General features: G+C 71.7%; 19 protein-coding genes. 7 read left to right on the top strand and 12 right to left on the bottom strand.

Features of this window, described 5'->3' with window-relative positions; translation table 11 throughout:
* Genes IPJ78_04200 through IPJ78_04220 form a run of 5 tightly spaced genes read right to left on the bottom strand, consistent with a single transcriptional unit; the run spans window position 1 to window position 4,631 of the window.
* Window positions 1–741, bottom strand: coding sequence for an ABC transporter ATP-binding protein (locus tag IPJ78_04200; protein ID MBK7905747.1), 741 nt, complete (start codon window positions 739–741; stop codon window positions 1–3).
* Window positions 738–1,658, bottom strand: a complete 921-nt coding sequence (locus IPJ78_04205; protein ID MBK7905748.1) for an ABC transporter ATP-binding protein — start codon at window positions 1,656–1,658, stop codon at window positions 738–740. Before IPJ78_04205 ends, IPJ78_04200 begins: the two co-directional genes overlap by 4 nt.
* Before the next feature lie 23 nt (window positions 1,659–1,681).
* Complete coding sequence (locus IPJ78_04210; GenBank protein ID MBK7905749.1) at window positions 1,682–2,596, bottom strand: efflux RND transporter periplasmic adaptor subunit; 915 nt, start codon at window positions 2,594–2,596, stop codon at window positions 1,682–1,684.
* On the bottom strand, window positions 2,596–3,888 hold the full coding sequence (locus IPJ78_04215; protein MBK7905750.1) for a TolC family protein: 1,293 nt from the start codon (window positions 3,886–3,888) through the stop codon (window positions 2,596–2,598). The genes IPJ78_04210 and IPJ78_04215 overlap by 1 nt, the downstream gene beginning before the upstream one ends.
* Window positions 3,885–4,631 (bottom strand): TetR/AcrR family transcriptional regulator, encoded by a 747-nt coding sequence (locus tag IPJ78_04220; GenBank protein MBK7905751.1) that lies wholly within the window; start codon window positions 4,629–4,631, stop codon window positions 3,885–3,887. Before IPJ78_04220 ends, IPJ78_04215 begins: the two co-directional genes overlap by 4 nt.
* Window positions 4,632–4,728: 97 nt before the next feature.
* On the opposite strand from IPJ78_04220, the gene IPJ78_04225 reads away from it, so the two are divergent.
* On the top strand, window positions 4,729–4,971 hold the full coding sequence (locus IPJ78_04225; protein MBK7905752.1) for a hypothetical protein: 243 nt from the start codon (window positions 4,729–4,731) through the stop codon (window positions 4,969–4,971).
* Window positions 4,968–5,969: a tRNA epoxyqueuosine(34) reductase QueG gene (gene queG, locus IPJ78_04230; protein ID MBK7905753.1), complete on the top strand. Its 1,002-nt coding sequence runs from the start codon at window positions 4,968–4,970 to the stop codon at window positions 5,967–5,969. The genes IPJ78_04225 and queG overlap by 4 nt, the downstream gene beginning before the upstream one ends.
* On the opposite strand, the gene IPJ78_04235 is transcribed toward queG, so the two are convergent.
* Window positions 5,897–6,607 carry an aquaporin family protein gene (locus IPJ78_04235; protein ID MBK7905754.1) on the bottom strand — a complete coding sequence of 237 codons (711 nt, stop codon included), beginning with the start codon at window positions 6,605–6,607 and terminating at the stop codon, window positions 5,897–5,899. The two genes, queG and IPJ78_04235, sit on opposite strands and share 73 nt — an antisense overlap.
* Window positions 6,604–7,371 (bottom strand): metallophosphoesterase family protein, encoded by a 768-nt coding sequence (locus tag IPJ78_04240; protein ID MBK7905755.1) that lies wholly within the window; start codon window positions 7,369–7,371, stop codon window positions 6,604–6,606. The genes IPJ78_04235 and IPJ78_04240 overlap by 4 nt, the downstream gene beginning before the upstream one ends.
* Before the next feature lie 78 nt (window positions 7,372–7,449).
* Here IPJ78_04240 and IPJ78_04245 point away from each other — a divergent pair, with 78 nt between their 5' ends.
* The gene (locus IPJ78_04245; protein ID MBK7905756.1) at window positions 7,450–9,030 is read left to right on the top strand and encodes an alpha-amylase family protein; all 1,581 of its coding nucleotides are present in this window, start codon (window positions 7,450–7,452) and stop codon (window positions 9,028–9,030) included.
* A gap of 48 nt (window positions 9,031–9,078) precedes the next feature.
* On the opposite strand, the gene IPJ78_04250 is transcribed toward IPJ78_04245, so the two are convergent.
* Both IPJ78_04250 and IPJ78_04255 read right to left on the bottom strand, forming a co-directional pair.
* Complete coding sequence (locus IPJ78_04250; GenBank protein MBK7905757.1) at window positions 9,079–10,023, bottom strand: VOC family protein; 945 nt, start codon at window positions 10,021–10,023, stop codon at window positions 9,079–9,081.
* 80 nt (window positions 10,024–10,103) lie between these two features.
* A complete protein-coding gene (locus IPJ78_04255) occupies window positions 10,104–10,652 on the bottom strand; it encodes a hypothetical protein (protein ID MBK7905758.1) in 549 nt (182 codons plus the stop codon).
* A 73-nt stretch (window positions 10,653–10,725) separates the two neighbouring features.
* Here IPJ78_04255 and IPJ78_04260 point away from each other — a divergent pair, with 73 nt between their 5' ends.
* Complete coding sequence (locus IPJ78_04260; GenBank protein ID MBK7905759.1) at window positions 10,726–12,324, top strand: GMC family oxidoreductase; 1,599 nt, start codon at window positions 10,726–10,728, stop codon at window positions 12,322–12,324.
* 23 nt (window positions 12,325–12,347) lie between these two features.
* Entirely contained in the window at window positions 12,348–14,315 is a 1,968-nt protein-coding gene (locus IPJ78_04265; protein ID MBK7905760.1) for a multicopper oxidase domain-containing protein, read from the top strand.
* A gap of 435 nt (window positions 14,316–14,750) precedes the next feature.
* On the opposite strand, the gene IPJ78_04270 is transcribed toward IPJ78_04265, so the two are convergent.
* From IPJ78_04270 to IPJ78_04280, 3 genes are read right to left on the bottom strand one after another with little or no spacing between them, the layout of a single operon-like run.
* A complete protein-coding gene (locus IPJ78_04270; GenBank protein ID MBK7905761.1) occupies window positions 14,751–16,484 on the bottom strand; it encodes an STAS domain-containing protein in 1,734 nt (577 codons plus the stop codon).
* A 19-nt stretch (window positions 16,485–16,503) separates the two neighbouring features.
* Window positions 16,504–17,568 carry an LLM class flavin-dependent oxidoreductase gene (locus IPJ78_04275; GenBank protein ID MBK7905762.1) on the bottom strand — a complete coding sequence of 355 codons (1,065 nt, stop codon included), beginning with the start codon at window positions 17,566–17,568 and terminating at the stop codon, window positions 16,504–16,506.
* A gap of 8 nt (window positions 17,569–17,576) precedes the next feature.
* Window positions 17,577–19,817 carry a copper-translocating P-type ATPase gene (locus IPJ78_04280; GenBank protein ID MBK7905763.1) on the bottom strand — a complete coding sequence of 747 codons (2,241 nt, stop codon included), beginning with the start codon at window positions 19,815–19,817 and terminating at the stop codon, window positions 17,577–17,579.
* Between the two features lie 130 nt (window positions 19,818–19,947).
* On the opposite strand from IPJ78_04280, the gene IPJ78_04285 reads away from it, so the two are divergent.
* A complete protein-coding gene (locus IPJ78_04285; protein ID MBK7905764.1) occupies window positions 19,948–20,874 on the top strand; it encodes an alpha/beta fold hydrolase in 927 nt (308 codons plus the stop codon).
* Complete coding sequence (locus tag IPJ78_04290; protein MBK7905765.1) at window positions 20,871–21,665, top strand: matrixin family metalloprotease; 795 nt, start codon at window positions 20,871–20,873, stop codon at window positions 21,663–21,665. Before IPJ78_04285 ends, IPJ78_04290 begins: the two co-directional genes overlap by 4 nt.
* The last annotated feature ends 1 nt before the right edge of the window (window position 21,666 follow it).

Here is a 21,666-nt window from a genome sequence, read left to right on the forward strand (position 1 = left end):
TCATGCCCCCGTGGCGGCCGCGGGCCGCGCCAGGCGAACGAAGACCTCGTCGAGGCTCGGCGCGCCGAACTGCGCCTTGAGCTCCCCCGGCGTCCCCATCGCCGCGATGCGCCCGTCCACCATCACCGACAGCCGGTCGCAGTACTCGGCCTCGTCCATGTAGTGCGTCGTCACGAAGACCGTCGTCCCCTCGGCGGCGGCACGGTAGATCATCTCCCAGAACTGCCGGCGCGTGACCGGGTCCACACCGCCCGTGGGCTCGTCGAGGAACACCACCGACGGCCGATGCAGCAACGCCACCGAGAAGGCGAGTTTCTGCTTCCAGCCGAGCGGGAGTCGCCCCACGCGCTCGCGCGCGGCCGCTCCGAGCCCGAGCACGCCCACCATCTCCGCGCCGCGCGCCGCGATCTCCGCGTCGGTGAGCCCGTAGATGCCGCCGTAGAGCGTGATGTTCTCCATCACGGTCAGGTCGTCGTAGAGCGAGAAGCGCTGGCTCATGTAGCCGATGTTCCGGCGCACGTCGTCCGATTGCGTGAGGATGTCGAAGCCTGCGACCCTGGCCAGGCCCGAGGTGGGCGCGAGCAGCCCGATGAGCATCTTGATCGCGGTCGTCTTCCCCGCCCCGTTGGCGCCGAGGAAGCCGAAGACCTCGCCCTGCCGCACGTCGACGCTGATCGCATCGACCGCGGTGAAGCTACCGAACCGCCGCGTGAGGTCGCGCGCTTCGATGGCGAGCGTCATGCGGCGGCCTCGCCCATCAGGGCCATGAACGCATCCTCGATCCCGGGCGCGATGGGGGCCGCCCAGGTCTCGGAGATCCCGCGCGTCGCCGTCCACGCGAGGAGCTCGTCGACGACCTGCTGCGGCGGGATCCCCGTCCGCGCGTCGCTGTAGTGCAGCACATCGCCGAACGGCTGGACCGACGCCTGATGCGGGAAGGCGCGCAGTGCCTCGATGAGCGCATGCCGCGGCGTCCCGTGCACGGCGAAGAGATCGCGCGGGAAGCGCGCGCCGATCGCGTCGGGCACGTCGATCGCCAGGATGCGTCCCTTCTGCACGAGCGCGACGCGGTCGCAGCGGCTCGCCTCGTCCATGTACGGCGTGGAGACCACGATCGTCAGCCCGGATGCCTGCAGGGCGTCGAGGAGGTCCCAGAACTCGCGGCGCGACACGGCGTCGACGCCGGTCGTCGGTTCGTCGAGCAGGAGCAGTTCCGGGCGGTGCACGAGCGCGCACGACAGGGCGAGCTTCTGCTTCATCCCGCCCGAGAGCGCACCGGCGCGCCGCTCCTTGAACGGCTCGATCTGCCGGTAGATGGGGGCGATGATGTCGTACCCGGCCTCAAGCGTCGTCCCGAAGACCGACGCGAAGAAGCGGAGGTTCTCCTCCACGCTCAGGTCGGGGTAGAGCGAGAAGCGCCCCGGCATGTAACCCACCCGCGAGCGGATCTCCCAGAGGTCGCGCACCACGTCTCGCCCCAGTACCGTCGCCGTCCCGGCGTCCGGCACGAGCAGGGTCGTGAGGATGCGGAAGAGCGTCGTCTTGCCGCCGCCGTCGGGACCGACGAGGCCGAACAGCTCGCCCGGGCGCACCTCGAACGAGACGTCCGCGAGCGCGGTGGTCGCGCCGAACGTCTTGCCGAGCCCGCGCACGATCACGGGCGAGGTCGCGTCGGGGGTGGTCACGGGACCTGCGAGGCGGTGAACGAGAGGTCGGCCGGCATGCCGATCTTCAGCACGCCGTTCGGATTGGGTACGCGCACCTTGATCGCGTACACGAGGTCGCTGCGCTCATCACGCGTCTGCACCGGCGTCGGCGTGAACTCGCTCTGGCTCGCGATCCAGCTGACCGTGCCTTGCAGCGTGGTGAGGCCGTCACCCTGCGTGATCCGCACATCGACCACCTGCCCGAGACGCACGCCCCCGAGCTGGTCGCCGGAGACATACGCGCGGAGTTCGAGCGTGTCGAGCGCCGCGACCTTGTACAGCGGCTGCCCCGGACCCACGACCTCACCCACGCGCGCATACACCGCGAGCACGGTCCCCGCGACCGGGTTCATGACGGTCGTGCGCGAGACGCGATCGCGCGCCTGCGCCACGCGCGCCTCGACCGCGGCCGTCTCGAGCGTGATGCTGCGGCGCTGCGCCCGCGCGGCCTCCAGCTGCGCGAGCACCGTCCGGTGCTCCCGCTCGGCCTGATCGACCTGCTGCGCCGTCGCCGCCTGCTGCGCGCTCAGGCGCATGACGCGGTCGTACGCGCGCGAAGCGATCTCGCGCTGCACCTCGAGCACCCCCAGTTGCTCGTCGAGCTCGGCGAGCCGCGCCGAGACCGCCGCGCGCTGGGCGCTCATCTGGCGCTGGTCGAGGGAGAGTGTCGTGGAGTCGAGCACTGCCGCGAGCGCGCCCGCGGCGATCTGCTGCCCCTCGACCACGAGGAAGCGCTCGATGGGTCCGCTCGTCTGGGCCGCGACGACCGTCTCGATCGCCTCGAAGTTGCCGTAGGCGTCGGCGCCGTCGTCGCGGCCACAGGCGACCGCCACGGCGGGAATCAGCAGGGCCGCGGCAGCGCGGCGCAGGGAACGATGGGCGGTCGACATCAGCGGACCTCGAGTCCGACGGTGGTGAGGAAGCGGGCGCGGGCCTGGGCGAGCTCCACGCGATGGGTCGCGCGCGCGAGGCGCGCGGTGTTCAGGTCGGTCTCGCGGTCGACGAACTCGCCGACCGTCACCACGCCCTCGCCGTAGCGGAGGCGGGTCTCCTGCAGCACACGTTCGCGCAGCGTGACGATCGCGTCGTCGGAGGCGACCGTGCGCTCGAGCCGGTCGATCGTCGCGAGGTCGGCTCGCACCGCGCGCTGGATCCGCTCGGCGAAGGCGCGCTCCTCCGTCACCAGCACTTGGCGCTGGATCGCGATCGCCTCGCGCTCGCGATCGATCGTGCCCCAGTCGAACGGCGTCCACTCGAGTTGCACGCCGGCGAGCCAATACGTGTCGAACTCGCGCGCGAGCATGTTCAGCCCGGGGCGGCCGTAGCCGGTGCGGCCGAAGGCCGAGAGCTTCGGCTTGTCGAGCGCGCGCACCGTGGCCTCACGGGCCGTCACCGCGTCGCGCCCGGCCGCGAACTGCGCGAACTCGGGGCGCGCTCGCAGCGAGTCGAGGGCCATCCGGGCGGCCCGCACCGGTCCCTCGATCGCCGGCGCCTCGAGGGACGCCTGCTCGGTCACGGAGGCCCCGGTGAGGTCGGCCAGCACCGCGAGCGCGACCGCGCGACCGCTCGCGGCCTCCTCCAGCGACTGCCGCCGCCGCAGCAGTTCCGCCTCGAGCATCGCCGCCTCGCTCGGGAGCGAGGCGCCCGCCGCGACCCGCTCGCGCGCGAGGCGCAGCTGAGTCTCCAGGTCGGTGATCGCGTCGGCGAGCACACCGCGTTGCGCGTCGAGGAGCAACGCCGAGAAGAAGGCGTCATTCACCGCCTGACGCTGCGCGAAGAGTGCCGCCTCGACGCGCGCTTCCGACTCCGCGAGCTGCGTGCGCTCGACCGCCGTGCGCGGCGCGCGCGACGGGTCGAGTAGGCGGAAGCGGAGGCCGGCGTTGGCGTCGTAGGTGTCCTTGTACGGCAGCACCGCGCCGGGAAAGGAGACGCTCGTCACGTCCGACTGATGCTGCGCCTGCGCCGCGACACCGAAGGTCGGGAACCGCTCGGCGCGGAGGTTGGCGAGGCGGAGCGACGACTGCTCGCGGAGCAGCGCCGCCTGTGCACTGCGCGGATCGCGTGCGAGGGCGGCGCGATGCAGGTCCGAGAGGCGGAGCGTGTCGACGGCCTGCGCGGCGGCGCGCGACGAGGCGAGCGCGAGCACCGCCATCGCGATGGCGCGCTGGAGCGGGCGATTCATGGACGGAGGGCGTTGAGGATGAAGCGGGGCAACTCGACGCGCCGGGCGTCGAGGAAGCGATCCCATGAATCGGTGTGGAAGCCGAGGAGCGCCGAGAGCATCGGACGGGCGGCGAAGGGGAAGACGCACATCGACGCGAGGTTCACGAGGAACTGGTCCGGTGCGATCGCCCGGATCTCGCCGGCCGCGGCGCGGCGGTCGAGTTCCTCCTGCAGCTTGGCGAGCATCAGCGCCGGTGTCCCGTCCGACGCGCCGGCGCGTTGCAGCTGCTCCCCGGCGAACGCGGTGATGCGCTCCGGGTGGAAGTTCAGCTCCGCGAGCACGTAGCCGGGCAGGAACGGATGCGCGCGCAGCGTGTCGATGTAGTGATGGACGACCTGCTCCACCCGCTGTTCGAGCGGCAGGTCGGAACCGAGGATGCGCACGATGCCGGGAAAGAGCTTCCCTGCCGCCTCACGGAAGACCGCGTAGCCGAGCTGGTCCTTGGTGCGGAAGTAGTAGTGCAGGAGCGCCTGGTTCACCCCGGCCTCCTCGGCGATCTCCTGCATGCGGGCACCCGCCGAGCCGCTCCGGATGAACACACGCCGAGCCGCCTCGAGGATCCGGCGCTCGGTGTCGCCGTCGTGCGAGACCGCGGTGCGCGGGCCACGATGCGCCGCCGCGGCCGCCGCGGCCGCCGCGGCACCGGCCCTCCCGCCGCGCGCGCCCTGCTCGCCCTTCCCGCTGCCCCGTCTGGTCGCCATGCGTTGATTGCTTGATTTAACTGTTCAGTTAACACCGAAGATAATCCGCCTCGGATGAGGCGCGCAAGGCCCCTCCCGTCGCCGCCTATATTCCGGCGTGCTCGCCCTCGTCCTGCGCCTCCTTCCCCGGGCCCTCCTCAGCCCGACCACCGCCCGCGCGCTGCTCGTCGTCGCCTGGCGGTTCCGGCGGAATCGGTGGTACGCGCGGTTCCCCTTCCTTCCGGTGCCGGCACGCGACTACGTCCGCTGGCGCATGTACACGGCGTACGGCGCACACGATGCCGTGCCCCCGGTGGAGGACGTGATCCGCTACGCGCGCTGGGCGGCGCGAATCGGGTGACGACGCCGGACGCCTTCGACGCGGCCCCGGTCGCGCCGGCGTCGTTCGAATCGCGGCTCAAGGCTCAGGCGCTCGGCCTCGGATTCGATCTAGCCGGCATCGCGACCCTCGGACCCGTCGCGTCCGCACCCTCCTTCGAGACGTGGCTCGCCGCGGGCCATCACGGCGAGATGGATTATCTCCGCCGCGGCGCCGACCTCCGCGCCGACACGCGGCGCCCGGAGCCCGGCATGCGCTCGGCCCTCGTCGTCGCGCTCGACTATGGCGGCAAGCAGCCGAACGGCCCCGTCGCGCGCTACGCCCGCGGCGACGACTACCATCGCGTGATGTGGGACAAGCTCGAGGCGGTGCTCGCCTGGGTCCGTGTCGAGCGCGGTGAGGTCGGCGGACGCGCGTACGTCGACACCGGCCCGATCCTCGAGCGCGACCTCGCGCGCCGCGCGGGGCTCGGCTGGTTCGGCAAGAACACGATGCTCATCCACCCCCGGATGGGGTCGTTCTTCTTCATCGGCGCGCTCTTTCTCGAGCTCGACCTCGCGCCCGACGCGCCCTTCACCGAGGAGCACTGCGGCACCTGCACGCGATGCCTCGACGCTTGCCCCACGCAGGCCTTCGTCGCGCCCGGCGTGATGGATGCGCGACGATGCCTGTCGTACCTCACCATCGAGAGCCGCACGGCGATCCCCGCGGAGTTCTCGAGCGCAATCGGCGAGCACCTATATGGGTGCGATGTGTGCCAGGACGTCTGCCCGTGGAACGTGCGCTTCGCCAAGCCGGAACCGAGCGACGCGGCGCTCGCGGCGCGCGCCTGGCTCGAGACCACCGATCCCGTCGCACTCGCACGCGAGCTGCTCGCGATGGACGAGGCGACCTACCGGGAGCGGTTCCGCGGCTCGGCGATGAAGCGTGCCAAGCTCACGGGGCTTCAGCGCAATGCGTCGGCGGTGCTGGCGTCCGTTGCGGCGTCCGCACCCGCGTCACCGCGCACGAGCGCATAAGCGCGCATGCCCGCGGCCATGCCGAGGATCGGCGCGACCCAGTAGAGCCAGTGCGCGGTCCACGCGCCGCCGGCGACCGCGGGGCCGAGCGTGCGGGCCGGGTTGAAGCTGCCCCCGGTCAACGGCCCGGTGACCAGCGCGCCGGCGAAGACCGTCGCACCGAGCACGAACGGCACGACCGATGTCGGCACGCGCGCGTGCGTCGTGACCCCGAGGATCACGAAGCCGAGCAAGGCGGTGTATCCCGCCTCGATCGCGAACGCGCGGGCGAGGCTCACGCTCGGCACGGTCGCGCCCATCCCGCCGACATCACCGAGGAGCCATCGCAACGTGAACGCCGCGGCGATCGCGCCGAGGCACTGGGCCATCACGTAGGGCAGCACATCGCGCGCCGGGAACCGTCCCATGCTCCAGAGCCCGACGCTCACGGCAGGATTCACATGCGCGCCGCTCACGGGTCCGAAGGTCGCGACGATGAGGGTCACCGCGAGGCCGAAGGCGAGTGCGACACCGGCATGCCCGAAGGCACCGGTGCTCGCGCTCACCATCGCCGCGCCGGGGCCGAGCGCGACGAGCACGAAGGTGCCGAGCAGCTCGGCGAGATAGCGGCGCGGATCCGCGGGGGGGCCGCCACTCATGCGGTCGCGACCGGCGTGGGCTTGCCCCCGGTCCGCAGGAACTCCGCGAACTCCTCCGGCAATCCCGCGGCGATCACGCCGCGCGCCGCCGACTCGACATCGTACGGCACGCGCACGAACTCCACCTGGGTCTCCTCCGTGCCGACATCGAGGAGCACGTAGCCGGCGCGCCAGTCCCCGTCCTTCGGACGCCCCACGCTCCCCGTGTTGATGAACCGGATCCCGTCGACGACGCGCGTCCACGGCTTGTGCGTGTGCCCGAACGCGAGCACGTCGCCTGCCTTCAGTCGGGCCGCCTCGGCCTGCTTGAGGAGGAAGGCGTCGGGCCGGTCCTCCGTGACGTACACCAGGTTGTTCACCGGCGTGGCGTGCACCAAGGTCACGGTAGGGCCGGCAACGTGTCCACCGCGCGGGCTGAGGTCCAGGCGATACGGCAGCGCCGCGAGCATCCGCTTGGAGGGTTCCGTCGTGTGGGCGCACGTCCAGGCGAAGGAGATGTGCGCGAGCTCCTCCTGCCTCGGGCTCTCGGAGCGGCAGCCGCAGTGCTTGTAGGCGAAGGCGACGGTCGAGTCGTAGTTCCCCGAGACTCCGGTGACGCCGCGTTCGGACAGTCGCGCGATCACTTCGTTCGGCCAGGGCGAGTAGCCGACGAGGTCACCGAGATGATGCGTGGCGGCAACTTCCGGCCGGGTCGCGATGTCGGCGAACACGGCGTCGAGGGCCGGCAGGTTGCCGTGGATGTCGGAGATGAGGGCGTAGCGCATGGGTGACCGGGTAATATTCCCGGAGTGGCCAGTCGAGCCAGTCCCCGGCATGTATCGATTCCGTTTCCGCGCCTCCCGATGACCTCGCGCCCCGTTCGCCGCGCCGCCCTGTTCGGCGCGCTCCTGCTCTCCGCCTGCACGTCGGACCCCTCGACCGGCGGCGGCACCAACGTCGTCCCCACGCGCCCGAGCCTGGACCCGACGTATCGGGCCAGCGGTCGCACCGCCGCCGGCGACGTCTTCGTCCATCTCTTCGAGTGGACCTGGCCCGACATCGCCGCCGAGTGCGAGACGGTCCTCGGCCCCGCGGGCTACAAGGCCGTGCAGGTCTCGCCGCCGCAGGAGCACAGCCTCGTCCCGTCGCGCGACTGGAGCCAGCGCTACCAGCCGGTGAGCTACTCGCTCGCCCGCAGCCGCTCCGGGACGCAGGCGCAGTTCGTGGACATGGTCACACGGTGCGCGAACGTCGGCGTCGGCATCTACGTCGATGCGGTGATCAACCACATGACCAACTTCCCGAGCCCTGGCGTGGGGAGCAACGGCACCGCGTACACCAAGTACAGCTACCCGGGCCTCTGGACCGCTGCCGATTTCCATGCGCCCTGCGCGGTGAACAACTTCTCGAGCGCGGCGAACGTGCAGGACTGCGAGCTGTTCACGCTCCCCGACCTCGACACCGGCTCACCGGCGGTGCGGCAGAAGCTCGCCGACTATCTCATCGCGCTCGCGCGGCTCGGGGTCGCCGGCTTCCGCGTCGATGCGGCGAAGCACATCCAGCAGGTCGAGCTCGACGACATCTTCGACCGCGTCAACACGACGCTCACCGCCGAGTCGCGGCCGCTGCCGTACGTCTTCCTCGAGGTGAGTGGCGGGAGCGGCGAGGCGGTGGGCGAGGCCGACTACTACGGCATCGGCTACGGCACCGGCGGCGCGACCGACATCACCGAGTTCACCGTCACCGGACTCGCCGACAAGTTCCGCAAGGTCGGCGGCCAGAAGCTCGCCGAGCTCGACCCGAACGGTCCCGCAGGCGCGCAGTTCTCCGAGGGCGCGTGGGGCCTCATGCCGTCGGACAAGGCGGTGATCTTCCTCCAGAACCACGACACGCAGCACAACTGCGGCATCAGCCCCGACGACGGCGACATCTACCGCCTCGCGCACGTCTTCATGCTCGCGCAGCCGTATGGCTATCCCTCGGTGATGTCGAGCTACTCGTTCACCTGTCCCTCGGGCAACTCCACCGGCCCGCGTTCGGATCCGGACGGCTGGACGCTCCCGGTGAGCTGCATCGCGGACTGGGCCACGGCGGTGGACGGCGACTGGATCTGCGAGCATCGCGACCCGTCCATCCGGAACATGGTGGGCTTCCGGCGCGTCGTCGCCGGCACGCCGTCGACCGGCTGGTGGGACAACGACGCCAACGCGATCGCCTTCTCGCGCGGGGACAAGGGATTCGTCGCGATCAACCGCGAGACGACGAGCGTGACGCAGACCGTGACGACGCCGCTCGCGCCGGGGAGCTATTGCGATCGGATCACCGGCGGGAAGGTCGGGGGCGCATGCGTCGGCACGACGCTGACGGTCGCGGGCGACGGCACCATCACGTTCACGCTGGCCTCCAACCGGGCGCTGGCGATCGACACGAGCACGCGGCTCTGAGCAGCGGGCGGCGGCGCCCACCCCGCGCCGCCCGCTACGCCGTGCGCTTCAGGCCCCGAGCGCGTGCAGGCGCACCTGCGTGCCCCACGGATCGCGCGCGACCGCGTCGTCCTCGTCGCGCATGAGCGCGAACCCGCCGCGCGCGATGTTCACCGCGGCCGAGTCGACGTCGGCGAGCGTCGGCAGCTCGATCGTCCACTCCACCAACCGCGCGTCGTCCTCGGCGGCCGACGGCGCGTCCGCGCCGGCCCAGACGTTCGTGCCGAGATGATGATGGTAGCCCCCGGCGGCAAGGAAGAGTGCCCCGGGGTAGCTCCAGACGATCCGGTCGAAGCCCACCGCGTCCGAGTAGAAGGCCGAGGCGCGCGCGATGTCGCCGACGTGCAGGTGGACATGCCCCATCGCCGTGCCGTTCGGCATGCCGACCCACTGCAATGGCCCGGCGACCGCGACGAGCCCGGCGATATCCACCGGATCGGTCGCCATCATGAGCTCGCGACCGACGCGCTGCCAGGTGTCGCGCGGCCGGTCCGCGTACACCTCGATCCCGAGCCCGTCAGGATCGTTCAGATAGAACGCCTCGCTCACGAGATGATCGCCCGCGCCGGCGCGCGCGCCGATCTCGCTCAGGTGGCGCACGAAGCGCGCGAGCGAGGGACGATCCGGCAGCAGGATCGCGAAGTGGAAGAGTCCGAGGCGCCCGCGGCCGCCGAGTGACTTCGCCCCCTTCCGTTCACGCAGCTCGATCAGGACTCGGTCACTCGCGTGCGCGGCGAGCTTGGCGGTCCCCTCGGCGTGGCTCAGGACGCGGAATCCGAGCACGTGCTCGTAGAAGCGCATCGAGCGCGTGAGGTCCGCGACCTGGAGCACCACGCGGCCGAGCCGCGTCGCCTCTGGCAGGCGATGGCCCTCGGGGGCCTCGCCGTAACTGCCGGGCGACGCCGGCTGAGCGCCCGCGTCCCCTCCGAAGATGTCCTGCGCCCCAACGCTCATGTGAAGCCTCCTCGCGCATCATCATCCGACCCGGGCACGGTGTCAACCGCGCCGACGGACCCACGCGAGGCCGTCGCGCGTCACCGCAGCCCGAGCGCCCGCAGCAACCGGTCCCCCGGCGCGTGCGCGATCACGCGCTGCCCGCGCAACGACTGGACCCAGCGCCCGAACCCGTACCGCACATAGCGCGGCAGGACATCGTCGTGGCGCGTCCGGAACGTCAGGAAGATCACCCGATGCTCGAACGGGTTCAGCGCCGCCGCCAGGTCCCAGAGCGGCGGAACGAGGATCGTCACCCGTCGCCCCACCCGCCGCAGCTCCGCGAACATCGCCGCCGGATCGTCCACATGTTCGAGCGTGTGACTGCAGAGCACCTGCGCGAACGCGCCGTTGCGGTGCGGGAGGACGTAGGGGTCGGTGACGAGCTCGAAGTTCGGGATCTCCCCGTACCGCACGATGTCGGCGTTGATCCCGCCGCCGTCGGTCTCGCCGCAGCAGATGTTGTAGTCCCAGCGCCGCTCGCGGAGCGTCCGGTCCTTGATCACCCGATACGAGAGGAAGTTGGCGCTCCAGAGCAGGGTGCTCAGGAGGATGAGCGCGGCGAGCGCGGAGAGGGCGGCGATGAGCATCCGCAACGGTCCCACTCCCGTGTCACCGTCGTGATGTCTTCAGGTAACGAACCGGTCCGTGTAGCTTGCGCCCATGTCCGCCCCCGCCTTCGACCACGACTGGCTCATCATCGGCTCCGGCTTCGGCGGCAGCGTCTCGGCGCTCCGCCTGAGCGAGAAGGGCTACCGGGTCGCCGTCGTCGAGGCCGGACGCCGCCGGGCCGACGACGAGTACGCCGAGTCCACCTGGGACCTCCGGAACTTCCTCTGGGCCCCGATGCTCGGCCTCCGCGGGATCCTCGAGCTCTCGCCCTTCAAGGACATCTTCATCGCCTCGGGGGCCGGCGTCGGCGGCGGCAGCACGGTCTACGCCAACACGCTCTACCGGGCCAAGCCGGCCTTCTTCACCAATCCGCAGTGGGCCGGCCTGCGCGACTGGGCGCGCGAGCTCGCGCCGCACTACGACACCGCCGAGCGCATGCTCGGTGCGGCCACGGTCCCCTATCCGAGCGCGGGCCAGTCCCTGCTGCAGGAGGTGGCGGCGGAGTTCGGCGTGGCGAGCACCTTCACGCGCACACCGGTCGGGATCTTCTTCGGCGATCCCAATCGCGAGGTCCCCGACCCGTACTTCGGCGGTGACGGGCCGCCCCGCACGGGCTGCACGCGGTGCGGCGCCTGCATGGTGGGCTGCCGCGTCGGCGCGAAGAACACGCTGCTCAAGAACTACCTCTGGTTCGCCGAGCGGAAGGGCGCGGTCGTGATCCCCGATCGCCGCGTGACCCGGATCGTCCCGCTCGGCGCGGGCGATGGACGCGACGGCTATCGCGTCACCACCGAGCGGCCGGGCGCATGGTTCGCGAAGGACCGCCGCACCGTCACGGCGCGCGGCGTCATCGTCTCGGCGGGCGCCCTCGGCACCAACCGGCTCCTGCTCGAGCAGAAGGCGCGCGGCGCGCTCCCGCGCCTGAGCGACCGCCTGGGCGAGCTCGTCCGCACCAACAGCGAGTCGATCCTCGCGATCTCCATGCCCGACGACCGCGGCAACCCGTGGTTCGACGTGGCGATCAGCGCGAGCATCCACCCGAGCGATGACACGCACATCGAGTTCTGCACCTACGGCCGCAAGGGCGACTTCATGTCGCTGCTCCTCGCGCCGCTCACCGGCAACGGTACGCGCCTCACGCGCCCGGTGATGCTGCTGCGCGCGATCCTGCGCCATCCACTGCGCGCCCTGCGCGGACTCTGGCCCGTGGGCTGGAGCCGTCGCTCCCTCATCCTCCTCGTCATGCAGACGAGCGACAACGCGATCGCCTTCCGTCCCGTGCGCCGCTGGCTGGGGGGGATCGGCCTGCGCACCGAGCAGGATCGCGCGAAGCCCAACCCGACGTTCATCCCGGTCGCCAACGCGGTGGCCGAGTGGCTCGAGCGGCGCACGGGCGGCACGGCGCATTCCAGTGTCTTCGAGGCGACGATGAACATCCCGACCACGGCCCACATCCTCGGCGGCGCGCCCATCGGCGCCGACGCGTCGACGGGCGTGGTGGACGCGAAGCTCCGCGCCTTCGGCTACGAGAACCTGATGATCGTGGACGGCTCGACGATGCCGGCGAACCCGGGCGTGAACCCGTCGCTCAGCATCACCGCGCTGGCCGAGTACGCGATGGCGCAGGTGCCGGCGCGAGGTGCCGCGTGATGGTGCGACGTGGGAGCTCGCGCATGCGGTCGCGCGCGCTCCTGCTCGCCGGTGCGCTCCCCGTCGCCGTCGCGTTGCTCGCGGCCCGCGCCCCGCACGCCGATGCGCCGGAGCCCGCGGCGCTCGCGGATGCCGTCGCGAACGACCATCGTACCCTCGCCGGTGCGTTGCGCGACGGCGAGTACGCGCTCGATCTCGAGATGCGGCGCACCAGCTGGCGACCCAACGCGCCTGACGGGCTGTCAGTGGACGTGCCCGCGTTCGCCGAGGCGGGGGCACCCGCGATGCTGCCGGGACCGCTCGTCCGCGTGCCCGCCGGCACGCGGATGCGGATCACCGTGCGGAACGCGCTCGCGCAGCCGGCCACCGTGCACGGCCTGCACGACCACCGCGGTCCGCGCGATTCCGTCGTGATCGCGCCCGGCGAGACGCGCACGGTGCGCTTCGATGCGACCGTGGCGGGCACCTTCGCCTACTTCGCGCGGACGAACGCGGCGCCGACGCTCTTCAGCCGGCGCGACGACTCCCAACTGATGGGCGCCTTCATCGTCGACCGGGCCGGCGCCGACCCGGTACGCGCCAATGCGCGCGAACGCATCCTCGTGATGACCGCGTGGGACGACTCGCTGCGCAATCCGGCGTCACCGTACGGACCGCGGCAGGTGTACGCCATCAACGGTCGTTCCTGGCCGTTCACCGAGCGGCTCACGTACGACGAGGGGGACAGCGTGCGCTGGCGCGTGCTGAACCTGAGTCAGCACTCGCATCCGATGCACCTGCACGGGACCTACTTCCGCGTGCTGGCCCGCGGCACGCCGTTCGCCGACACCGCGGTCGACGGCGCCGCGCGGCTCGCGGTCACGGAGTCCCTCGGCGCGGGCGCCACGATGTCCATCGCGTGGGCCGCAGAGCGGCCGGGCAACTGGCTCTTCCACTGCCACCTCATCAACCACATCGACGAGGCGCTGCGGCTGGGCGATGCCGTGGTCGATCCTGCGCACGCGGACCACGCGCGCGTCACGGACATGATGGCCGGACTCGTCTCCGCCATCACGGTGCGTCCCGCGTCCTCGCGCCCGCCCCGCCGGCCGACGATCCGCCGGCGCCTCCGCCTCGTGGTCACCGAACGGCCCGCCGCCGACGGGCGTGCGCCGTCGCGCGCGTACGTGCTGCAGCGCGACGCGCACGAGCCCGCCGCCGACTCCATCGAGCTCCCCGGGTCCACCCTCGACCTCCGCCAGGGCGAACCCACGGCGATCACGGTCGTGAACCGGGGCCGTGCGCCCACCGCCGTGCACTGGCACGGCATGGAACTCGAGAGCCTCTTCGATGGCGTCGCCGGTTGGAGCGGCAGCGGCACGACGGTCGCGCCGATCATCGCGCCGGGCGACTCGTTCGTCGTGCAGATGACACCGCCCCGCGCCGGCACCTTCATCTATCACACGCACGCCGGCGAGCGCGCGCAGCTCACCGCCGGGCTCTACGGCGCGCTCATCGTCCACCCGCGCGACGTACGGGCCGCATCGGACGAGCGGGTGATCGTCCTCGCGGACTCGACCGTGGATCCACGGCCCGGCGTCGTGCCGCCGTCGATGATCAACGGGCGCTCCGATCCGCTGCCGATCGAACTGGAAGCGGGCCGCGCGCATCGACTGCGGTTCATCGCCATCAGTGCAGTCACGCTCAGGAGCGTCCGGCTCCTCGCGGGCGATCGGACCGTGACGTGGACCCCCGTCGCCAAGGACGGCGCGGAGTTCGCGATCGCGGACCGTGTGCCCGCACCCGCGGACGTGAACCTCGCCGCGGGCGAGACCTTCGACGTGCTCTACACCCCGACGGCGGGCGACGCGCTGGTGCTCGAGGTGTCGGTCCGGGGGACGCCGGTCGTGACGCGCGTCCCGGTGCGCGTGCGCGCCGCGGCCGGCGTGGGCCGCCCCGACGACGAAGTGGTCGTGATCACCACCACACCGTTCGCGCCCTCGATCCCGTAGAGCCCCGATTCGGCGGGACGCAGGTACTTGAGCGTCGCGATCTGGTCGGGGTCGATCCCCACGAGCGTGCCGCCGGGTCCCGGCTGGAAGGGATTGCCGTTGAGCACGTAGAGCGGGCGCGTCGCCTCCTCGTTGTCGCTCGCGGCGCCGCGCACACGGACCGCGATCCACCCTTCGGACGTGCGCGTGACGATGAGGCCGGCCGCGCGCCGCTGGAGCGCGACCTCCGGCGGCACGCTCGCATCGCGCGCCGTGGCGTTCACGGGCGCCGGTCCGCCGGCGGCACCGCCGGTCGAGGCGCTCCCGCCGCAGCCGAGAAGGAGCAGAGGCACGAGCGACGGCACGAGCAACGGCACGAGCAACGGCACGAGGGAGCGAACGAAACCGGACGGTCGGACTCGCATCGGATCCTCCTGGGCCGCGGACGCCCGGCGGTCAGCGAGCGCGGCGATCGTGGGGCGGGACGACTCGGGTGGCGGGGTCTATCGTAGCCCCGGGACCAGTGTCGCGAAAGCCGCGCAGGCGCGTGAGCGCCTCGTCGAGCGTGTCGCTGATCGCGTCGGCCTCGAGGTGGTCGCCCACGCGCGAGCGCTCGATCACGCGACGCACCGGGTCGCGCACCTCGGTGAGCAGCACGCGGGTCCCCTCCTTCCGGCTCCGCTTCACGACGTCGAGCAATGCGCTGAGCCCGGTGGAGTCGATCACCGGCACGTCGCGCAGCCGCAGGACGAGCACCTTGGGACGGACGCCGACCTGCGCGAGCGTGTCCTTGAATCGGTCCGCCGCGCCGAAGAAGAAGGGACCGTTGATCGAGTAGACCTGCACCTCGTTTCCCAGCGTGCGGACCCGCGCATCCGCCGCGCCGCGCTCGCCATCGGTCACCTCGCCCTCGTCGAGCGCCTCGCGCCGGATCTCCGTGATCTCCGAGACCTCCGACATCCGCCGCATGAACAGGAAGGCCGCGAGCACCATCCCCACGCCGATCGCGACCGTGAGGTCCACGAGCACGGTGAGCAGGAAGGTCGTCACCAGCACGAGCACGTCGCTGCGCGGCCCGCGGAACTCGCCGACGAAGACGCGCCACTCGCTCATGTTGTACGCGACCACCACGAGGATCGCCGCGAGCGCCGCCATGGGGATCAGCGCCGCCCAACGCCCGAAGAAGAGCGTGATGAGCAGCAGCGTCACCGCGTGCATCATCCCCGCGACCGGGGTCCGCGCGCCGCTCTTCACGTTGGTCGCCGTGCGCGCGAGCGCGCCGGTCGCCGGGATGCCGCCCACCATCGCGCTCGCGATGTTCGCCACGCCCTGGCCGATCAGTTCCACGTTCGACCGGTGCCGCGCGCCGATCATCCCGTCGGAGACCACCGCGGAGAGCAACGACTCGATCCCGCCGAGCATCGCGATGGTGAATGCCGGCCCGACGAGCCCGCGCACCTGTGCCCAGCTCAGGTCGGGGAGCGTCGGCACCGGGATCGAGGCGCTGATCACGCCGAAGCGGCTGCCGATCGTCTCCACCTCGAGCCCGCCGAGCTGCACCACGAGCGTCGTGACGATGAGCGCCACGAACGGGCTCGGCACCTTCGTCGTCACGCGCGGCCAGAGGAGCACGATCGCGAGCCCGAGCAGCGCGACGAGCGCCGCGACCGGGTCGGCCGTGCCGATCGCCTCGCCGTACGCTCCCCACTTCTCGACGAACTCGGCCGGCACCGTGCCCATCGTGAGGCCGAGGAAGTCCTTGACCTGCGACGAGAAGATGATGAGCGCGATCCCGCTCGTGAACCCGATGATCACCGGGTGCGGGATGAACTTGATGGCGGCGCCGAACTTGAGGAGCCCCATCGCCACGAGGATCACGCCGGCCATGAGCGTCGCGACGATCAGTCCGTCGACGCCGTACTGCTGGACGATCCCGTAGACGATCACCACGAACGCGCCGGTGGGGCCGCCGATCTGCACGCGCGAACCGCCGAGCGCGCTGATCAGGAAGCCGGCGACGATCGCCGTCCAGAGTCCGCGGTCGGGCGTCACGCCGCTCGCGATCGCGAAGGCGATCGAGAGCGGCAGGGCCACGATGCCGACGATGACGCCGGCGGTCAGGTCGGCGCGGAAGTCCGCGCGCGTGTACCCCTTGAGCGTCGTGACCAGCTTCGGGACGAAGGTGCTCATGGGGTCACGCGGCGGCGTATCACGCGCCCGCTGCGGTGGCGCCGGGCGTCGCGGCGCCGAGCGCCTTCTTCACCGCCGGCGCGACCTTGGTGCCGTACAACTCGATCGCTCGCAGCATCTGCGCATGCGGCATGGTGCCCACGCTGAACTGGATGAGGAACCGCGTCATCCCGAACAGCTCGTGCTCCCAGAGGATCTTGTCGATCACGCGCTCGGGGTCGCCCACCAGGAGCGCGCCCTGCTTCGAGATCTCGGCGTCGAACTGTCGCCGGGTCGGCGGCGGCCAGCCACGCTCGCGCCCGATCTTCCCCATCTGGTGCATGTAGGGACCGAACGCCGACTCCTCCGCCTCCGCGTTGCTGTCGGCGAGGAAGCCGTGCGAGTTGATGCTCACCTGGAGCGTCGCGAGGTCGCGGCCCGCCTTCTCCCACGCCTCGCGGTAGAGCTCCACGAAGGGCACGAAGCGCTCCGGTCCGCCCCCGATGATCGCCAGCGCCATCGGGAGGCCGAGCATCGCCGCACGGATCACCGACTGCGGCGTCCCGCCCACCGCCACCCAGACCGGGATCGGCGACTGCACCGGACGCGGATAGACCGGCTGATCCTTCAGCGCCGCGCGATGCTTCCCGTCCCACGTGACGCGCTCCTCGGCGCGCAGCTGCAGCAGCAGCTCCAGCTTCTCCGAGAAGAGCGTGTCGTAGTCGTTGAGGTCGTAGCCGAAGAGCGGGAACGACTCGATGAACGAGCCGCGGCCCGCCATGATCTCGGCGCGTCCGTGGCTCAGCAGGTCGACCGTGGAGAACTCCTGGAAGACCCGGACCGGGTCGTCGGAGCTGAGCACGCTCACCGCGCTCGTGAGCCGGATGCGCTTGGTGCGCACGGCGGCCGCCGCGAGCACCACCGCCGGTGTGGAGACGACGTAGTCGGGGCGATGGTGCTCCCCGATGCCGAAGACGTCGAGCCCGACCTCGTCGGCCAGCGCCACCTCTTCCATGAGGTTCGCGAGCCGCTGTTCGGGGGAGATGAGCACGCCGGTCTTCGCGTCCGGCGTCGCTTCGACGAAGGTGTAGATGCCGAGTTCCATAGGTCCGCTCAAGCTAGCCGCGCTCGGCGCAGCCGCAAAGAATTCCCCACCACGCTCACCGAGCTGAACGCCATCGCGGCGCTGGCGAGCACCGGACTCAGGAGCAATCCGAAGGTGGGATAGAGGATTCCCGCCGCCACCGGGATGCCGATGACGTTGTAGACGAAGGCCCAGAAGAGGTTCTCCTTCATGGTCCGCATGGTGCGGCGCGAGAGGAGGATCGCCTGCGCCGCCGTGCGGAGGTCGCCGCGCATCAGCACGATGTCGCCCGCCTCCACCGCGATGTCGGTCCCGGTGCCCATCGCCATGCCCACATCGGCCTGCACCAGCGCCGGCGCATCGTTAATGCCGTCGCCCACCATCGCGACGACCTTTCCCTCGCCCTGCAGGCGCTTGATCTCGGCGACCTTCCCGTCGGGGAGGACGCCGGCGACGACTCGCACCACGCCCGCCTCCCGCGCGATCGCCTGCGCGGTGCGCGCGTGATCGCCGGTGAGCAGCACGACCTCGAGCCCCATCGCATGCAGGCGCGCGATCGCCTCGCGGGAGGTCGCCTTGATCGGGTCGGCCACGGCGATGAGTCCCGCGAGCGCGCCGTCCGCGGCGACGTACATCGCCGTACGGCCGGCATCCGCGAGGCGCGCGGCATCGGCGGCGAGCGGCGTGAGGTCGATCGCGTAGTCCTCCATGAGTGCCGCGTTTCCCACAGCGAGAGCCACGCCGTCGACGACGCCGGTCGCGCCCTGTCCCGTCACCGAGGAGAAGGCTTCCACGTCGCCGAGGACCAGCGACCGCGCGACCGCGTGCCGGACGATCGCGTCGGCGAGCGGGTGCTCCGAGCGCCGCTCGAGCGAGGCGACGAGTGCGAGGAGGCGTGATTCGTCGCGCGCGGCACCCGGCGCCACCAGCAGGTCAGTGACCGTCGGCTTCCCCTCGGTGACCGTGCCGGTCTTGTCGAGCACCACCGTAGTGATGTCGCCGGCGCGCTGCAGCGCCTCGCCGCCCTTGATGAGCACGCCGAGCTCGGCCCCCTTGCCCGTCGCGACCATCACTGCCGTCGGCACTGCGAGCCCCATGGCGCAGGGACAGGCGATGATGAGTACCGAGACCGCGGCCGCGAAGCCGCGTACCACCGGCGCGGTCTCCGCGAGGAAGTACCACGCGACGAAGGTGAGCACCGCGAGCCCCATCACCGTCGGCACGAAGACCGCCGAGATCCGGTCGGCGAGGTGCTGGATCGGCGCGCGTGTTCCCTGCGCATCGCGCATGAGCGTGACGATGCGCGCGAGCACCGAGTCGGAGCCGAGCGTCGTCGCCGCGAGCTGGAAGGCGCCGGTGCCGTTCATCGTGCCGCCGATCACGCGGTCGCCGGCGGCCTTCGCCACCGGCAGTGACTCGCCCGTGAGCATCGACTCGTCGATCGCGCTCGCGCCCTGCAGCACGGTGCCGTCCACCGGCACGCGCTCGCCCGGGCGCACGACGATGATCTCCCCCGGCATGACGTGCGCGATGTCGACGTCGCGCTCCACGCCGGCGCGCAACACCCGCGCGGTGCGCGGCTGCAGCTGCACGAGCGCGCGCAACGCCACCGCGGTGTTCCGCTTGGCCCGCGCCTCGAACGCGTTCCCCGTGAGGATGAAGGCGATGATGAGGATCACCGCCTCGTAGTAGACGTCGGCGGGCACGCCGCGGGACGTGAAGAAACCCGGCGCGACGGTGGCGATCACCGAGTAGAGCCAGGCCGCGCCCGTCCCCACCGCGATGAGCGTGTTCATGTCGGTCCCGCCGTGGCGGATGCCCGCCCACGCGCGCCGATAGAAGTGCGCACCCGCCGTGAGCATCACGCCGGTCGTGACGACGAGCAGCGCCCACGGCGCCCAGGCGTAGTGATGCATCCAGGGCATCGCCGCCATCGCCGCCGCCCCGATCAGGCCGCTCGTGATGGCCTTCGTGCGGAGTTCGCCGAACTCGCGCGCCGTCGCGACGTCGCGCGCCTCCTGCTCCTCGAAGGCGCTCTGCTCGACGGCCGGGATCTCCGCGCCGTACCCCGCCCCACGGATCGCCTCCACCAGCCGTTCGGCCGAGACCACCGCGGGATCGAACGAGATGGTGGCGTTCGCCATCATGAGGTTCACCGTCGCGTCGCTCACGCCGGACTGCTTCTGCAGCGTGCGCTGCACCCGCGCCTGGCAGGCGGCGCAGGTCATCCCGGTGACGGGGATGCGGGTGGTCTCGACGACGGGGCTCATGACGGTCCGGGGGTGGGATCGAGGGTTCGATCCTGTCGGAGGTTATATACCCCCTCCCCCTATGTCAACTCGACAGCTCGGCAGCGCGATTATCGTGCATCCGTATGGGCACCCAGCCGCTTTCCCGCACGTGACCGCGCCCGGCGCGAAGGAGCGCTACCTGGCCTGGCGGCGCGGGCGCCCGCGCACGCCGCCGCTCGAGCGGCGCACGGTCCGCGCGCGGGGACTCGACTTCGCCGTCTGGATGAGCCCGCCGGTGGAGGACGCCACGCCGCTCCTCGCCATCAACGGCGGCATGATCTACGGGCACGACCTCCTCTGGCCCACCCTCTCGCCGCTCGCCGCGGGCCGGCAACTCATCCTCTACGACCAGCGCGGACGCGGACAGACCCCGGCGCCACCGGGCGCGCGCGCGGCGCGCATCGAGCACGACGTCCTCGATGTCGTCGCCCTGCGCGACGCCCTCGGCATCGCGCGATGGGACCTCGCCGGTCACTCGTGGGGGGGCGGCATCGCGCTGCTCGCGGCCGCCGAGGACGTCGCGGGCGTGCGGCGCGTCCTCACCTTCGACGCCGTGGGCGCGACCTCCGGCTGGCTCGACCGCCTGCACGCGAGCGCCCTCGCGCACCTCGAGCATCGCGGCGCGACCGAGGCGCACACGCTCCTCGCGCTGCTCGATCCGCTGCTCCTGCACGAACCCGATCCCGAGCGACACGCCGAGTACAGCCGCACCATGTACGCCGCCTGGTTCCACGACCAGGGGATGCGCTCCTTCTCGCCGCCCGTGACGCACAGTCCCACCGGCGCGGCGGTGGCGGCCCGCCTGCGCCGCGAGGGGTTCGACTGGCGCGCGCGCTACGCCGCGGTGCGCGCGCCGGTGCTCCTCGTGCACGGCGTGGAGGATGCGTTGCCCATCGCCGAGGCGCGCGCGAGCGCGGCGCTCATCCCGCGCGCGCGCGTGGTCGCTATCCCCGAGGCGGGGCACATGCCGTTCTTCGAGAATCCCGAGCCGACCTTCGCCGCGGCGCTCGACTTCCTCGACGGGACCGAGACGTGAAGCGCCCCCTGCTGCTCGTGCTCGTGGGCGCGGTGCTCATCGGCCTGCGGGTCCGCACGGCGTCCGAGGCCCGGCGCGACGTCGAGCGGCAGCAGGCCGCCGCCGTGCGGGATGCGGCCGCCGACTCCGCCTTCGCCGACTCGGTGCTGCGCGCCGCCGAGGACATCGGCGCCGAGGTCGAGGTCGTCGGCTCCGCGCTCCCGGCCCCGGTGCGCGACGCGAACGAGATCCGCCTCGCGCTCGAGGCCTACGCCGCGGGCACCTACATCGGCGAGATGTTCGCCGAGCGTGACTCGATGAACTACCGCTGGCCCGAGCGCGTGAACGCGCCGCTCTACGTCTGGGTGCAGACCGCCACGCTCGAGCCCGAGGGCTCGGACTGGCCGCGCATCGTGCACGAGAGCTTCCACCCGTGGATCGAGACGGGCATCCCGGTGTCGTTCCTCCCCACGGAGGACTCGGCGCGCGCCGACGTGCGCGTCACCTGGGTGGAGCGCTACGAGAGTCGCACGACCGGGCGCACGCGGTGGGTGCGCGACCAGCACGGCTGGATCACCGCGGCCTCGATCGAGCTCGCGCGCACGCAGCCCGACGGGCGCCCGCTCGACGATGCGATCGTCGGCGCGATCGCGCGACACGAGGTGGGGCACCTGCTCGGCCTCACCCACACCGCCGACGAGACGAACATCATGTCGGCGCGGGTGCGGGTCCGGGAATTGAGCGAGGCGGACCGCGCCACGGTCCGCCTCGTCTACAAGCTGCCGCCGGGGAGCGTGCGCGCCGCCCAGTAGA

The organism is Gemmatimonadota bacterium, assembly GCA_016714015.1.
Taxonomy (GTDB): Bacteria; Gemmatimonadota; Gemmatimonadetes; order Gemmatimonadales; family Gemmatimonadaceae; genus Pseudogemmatithrix.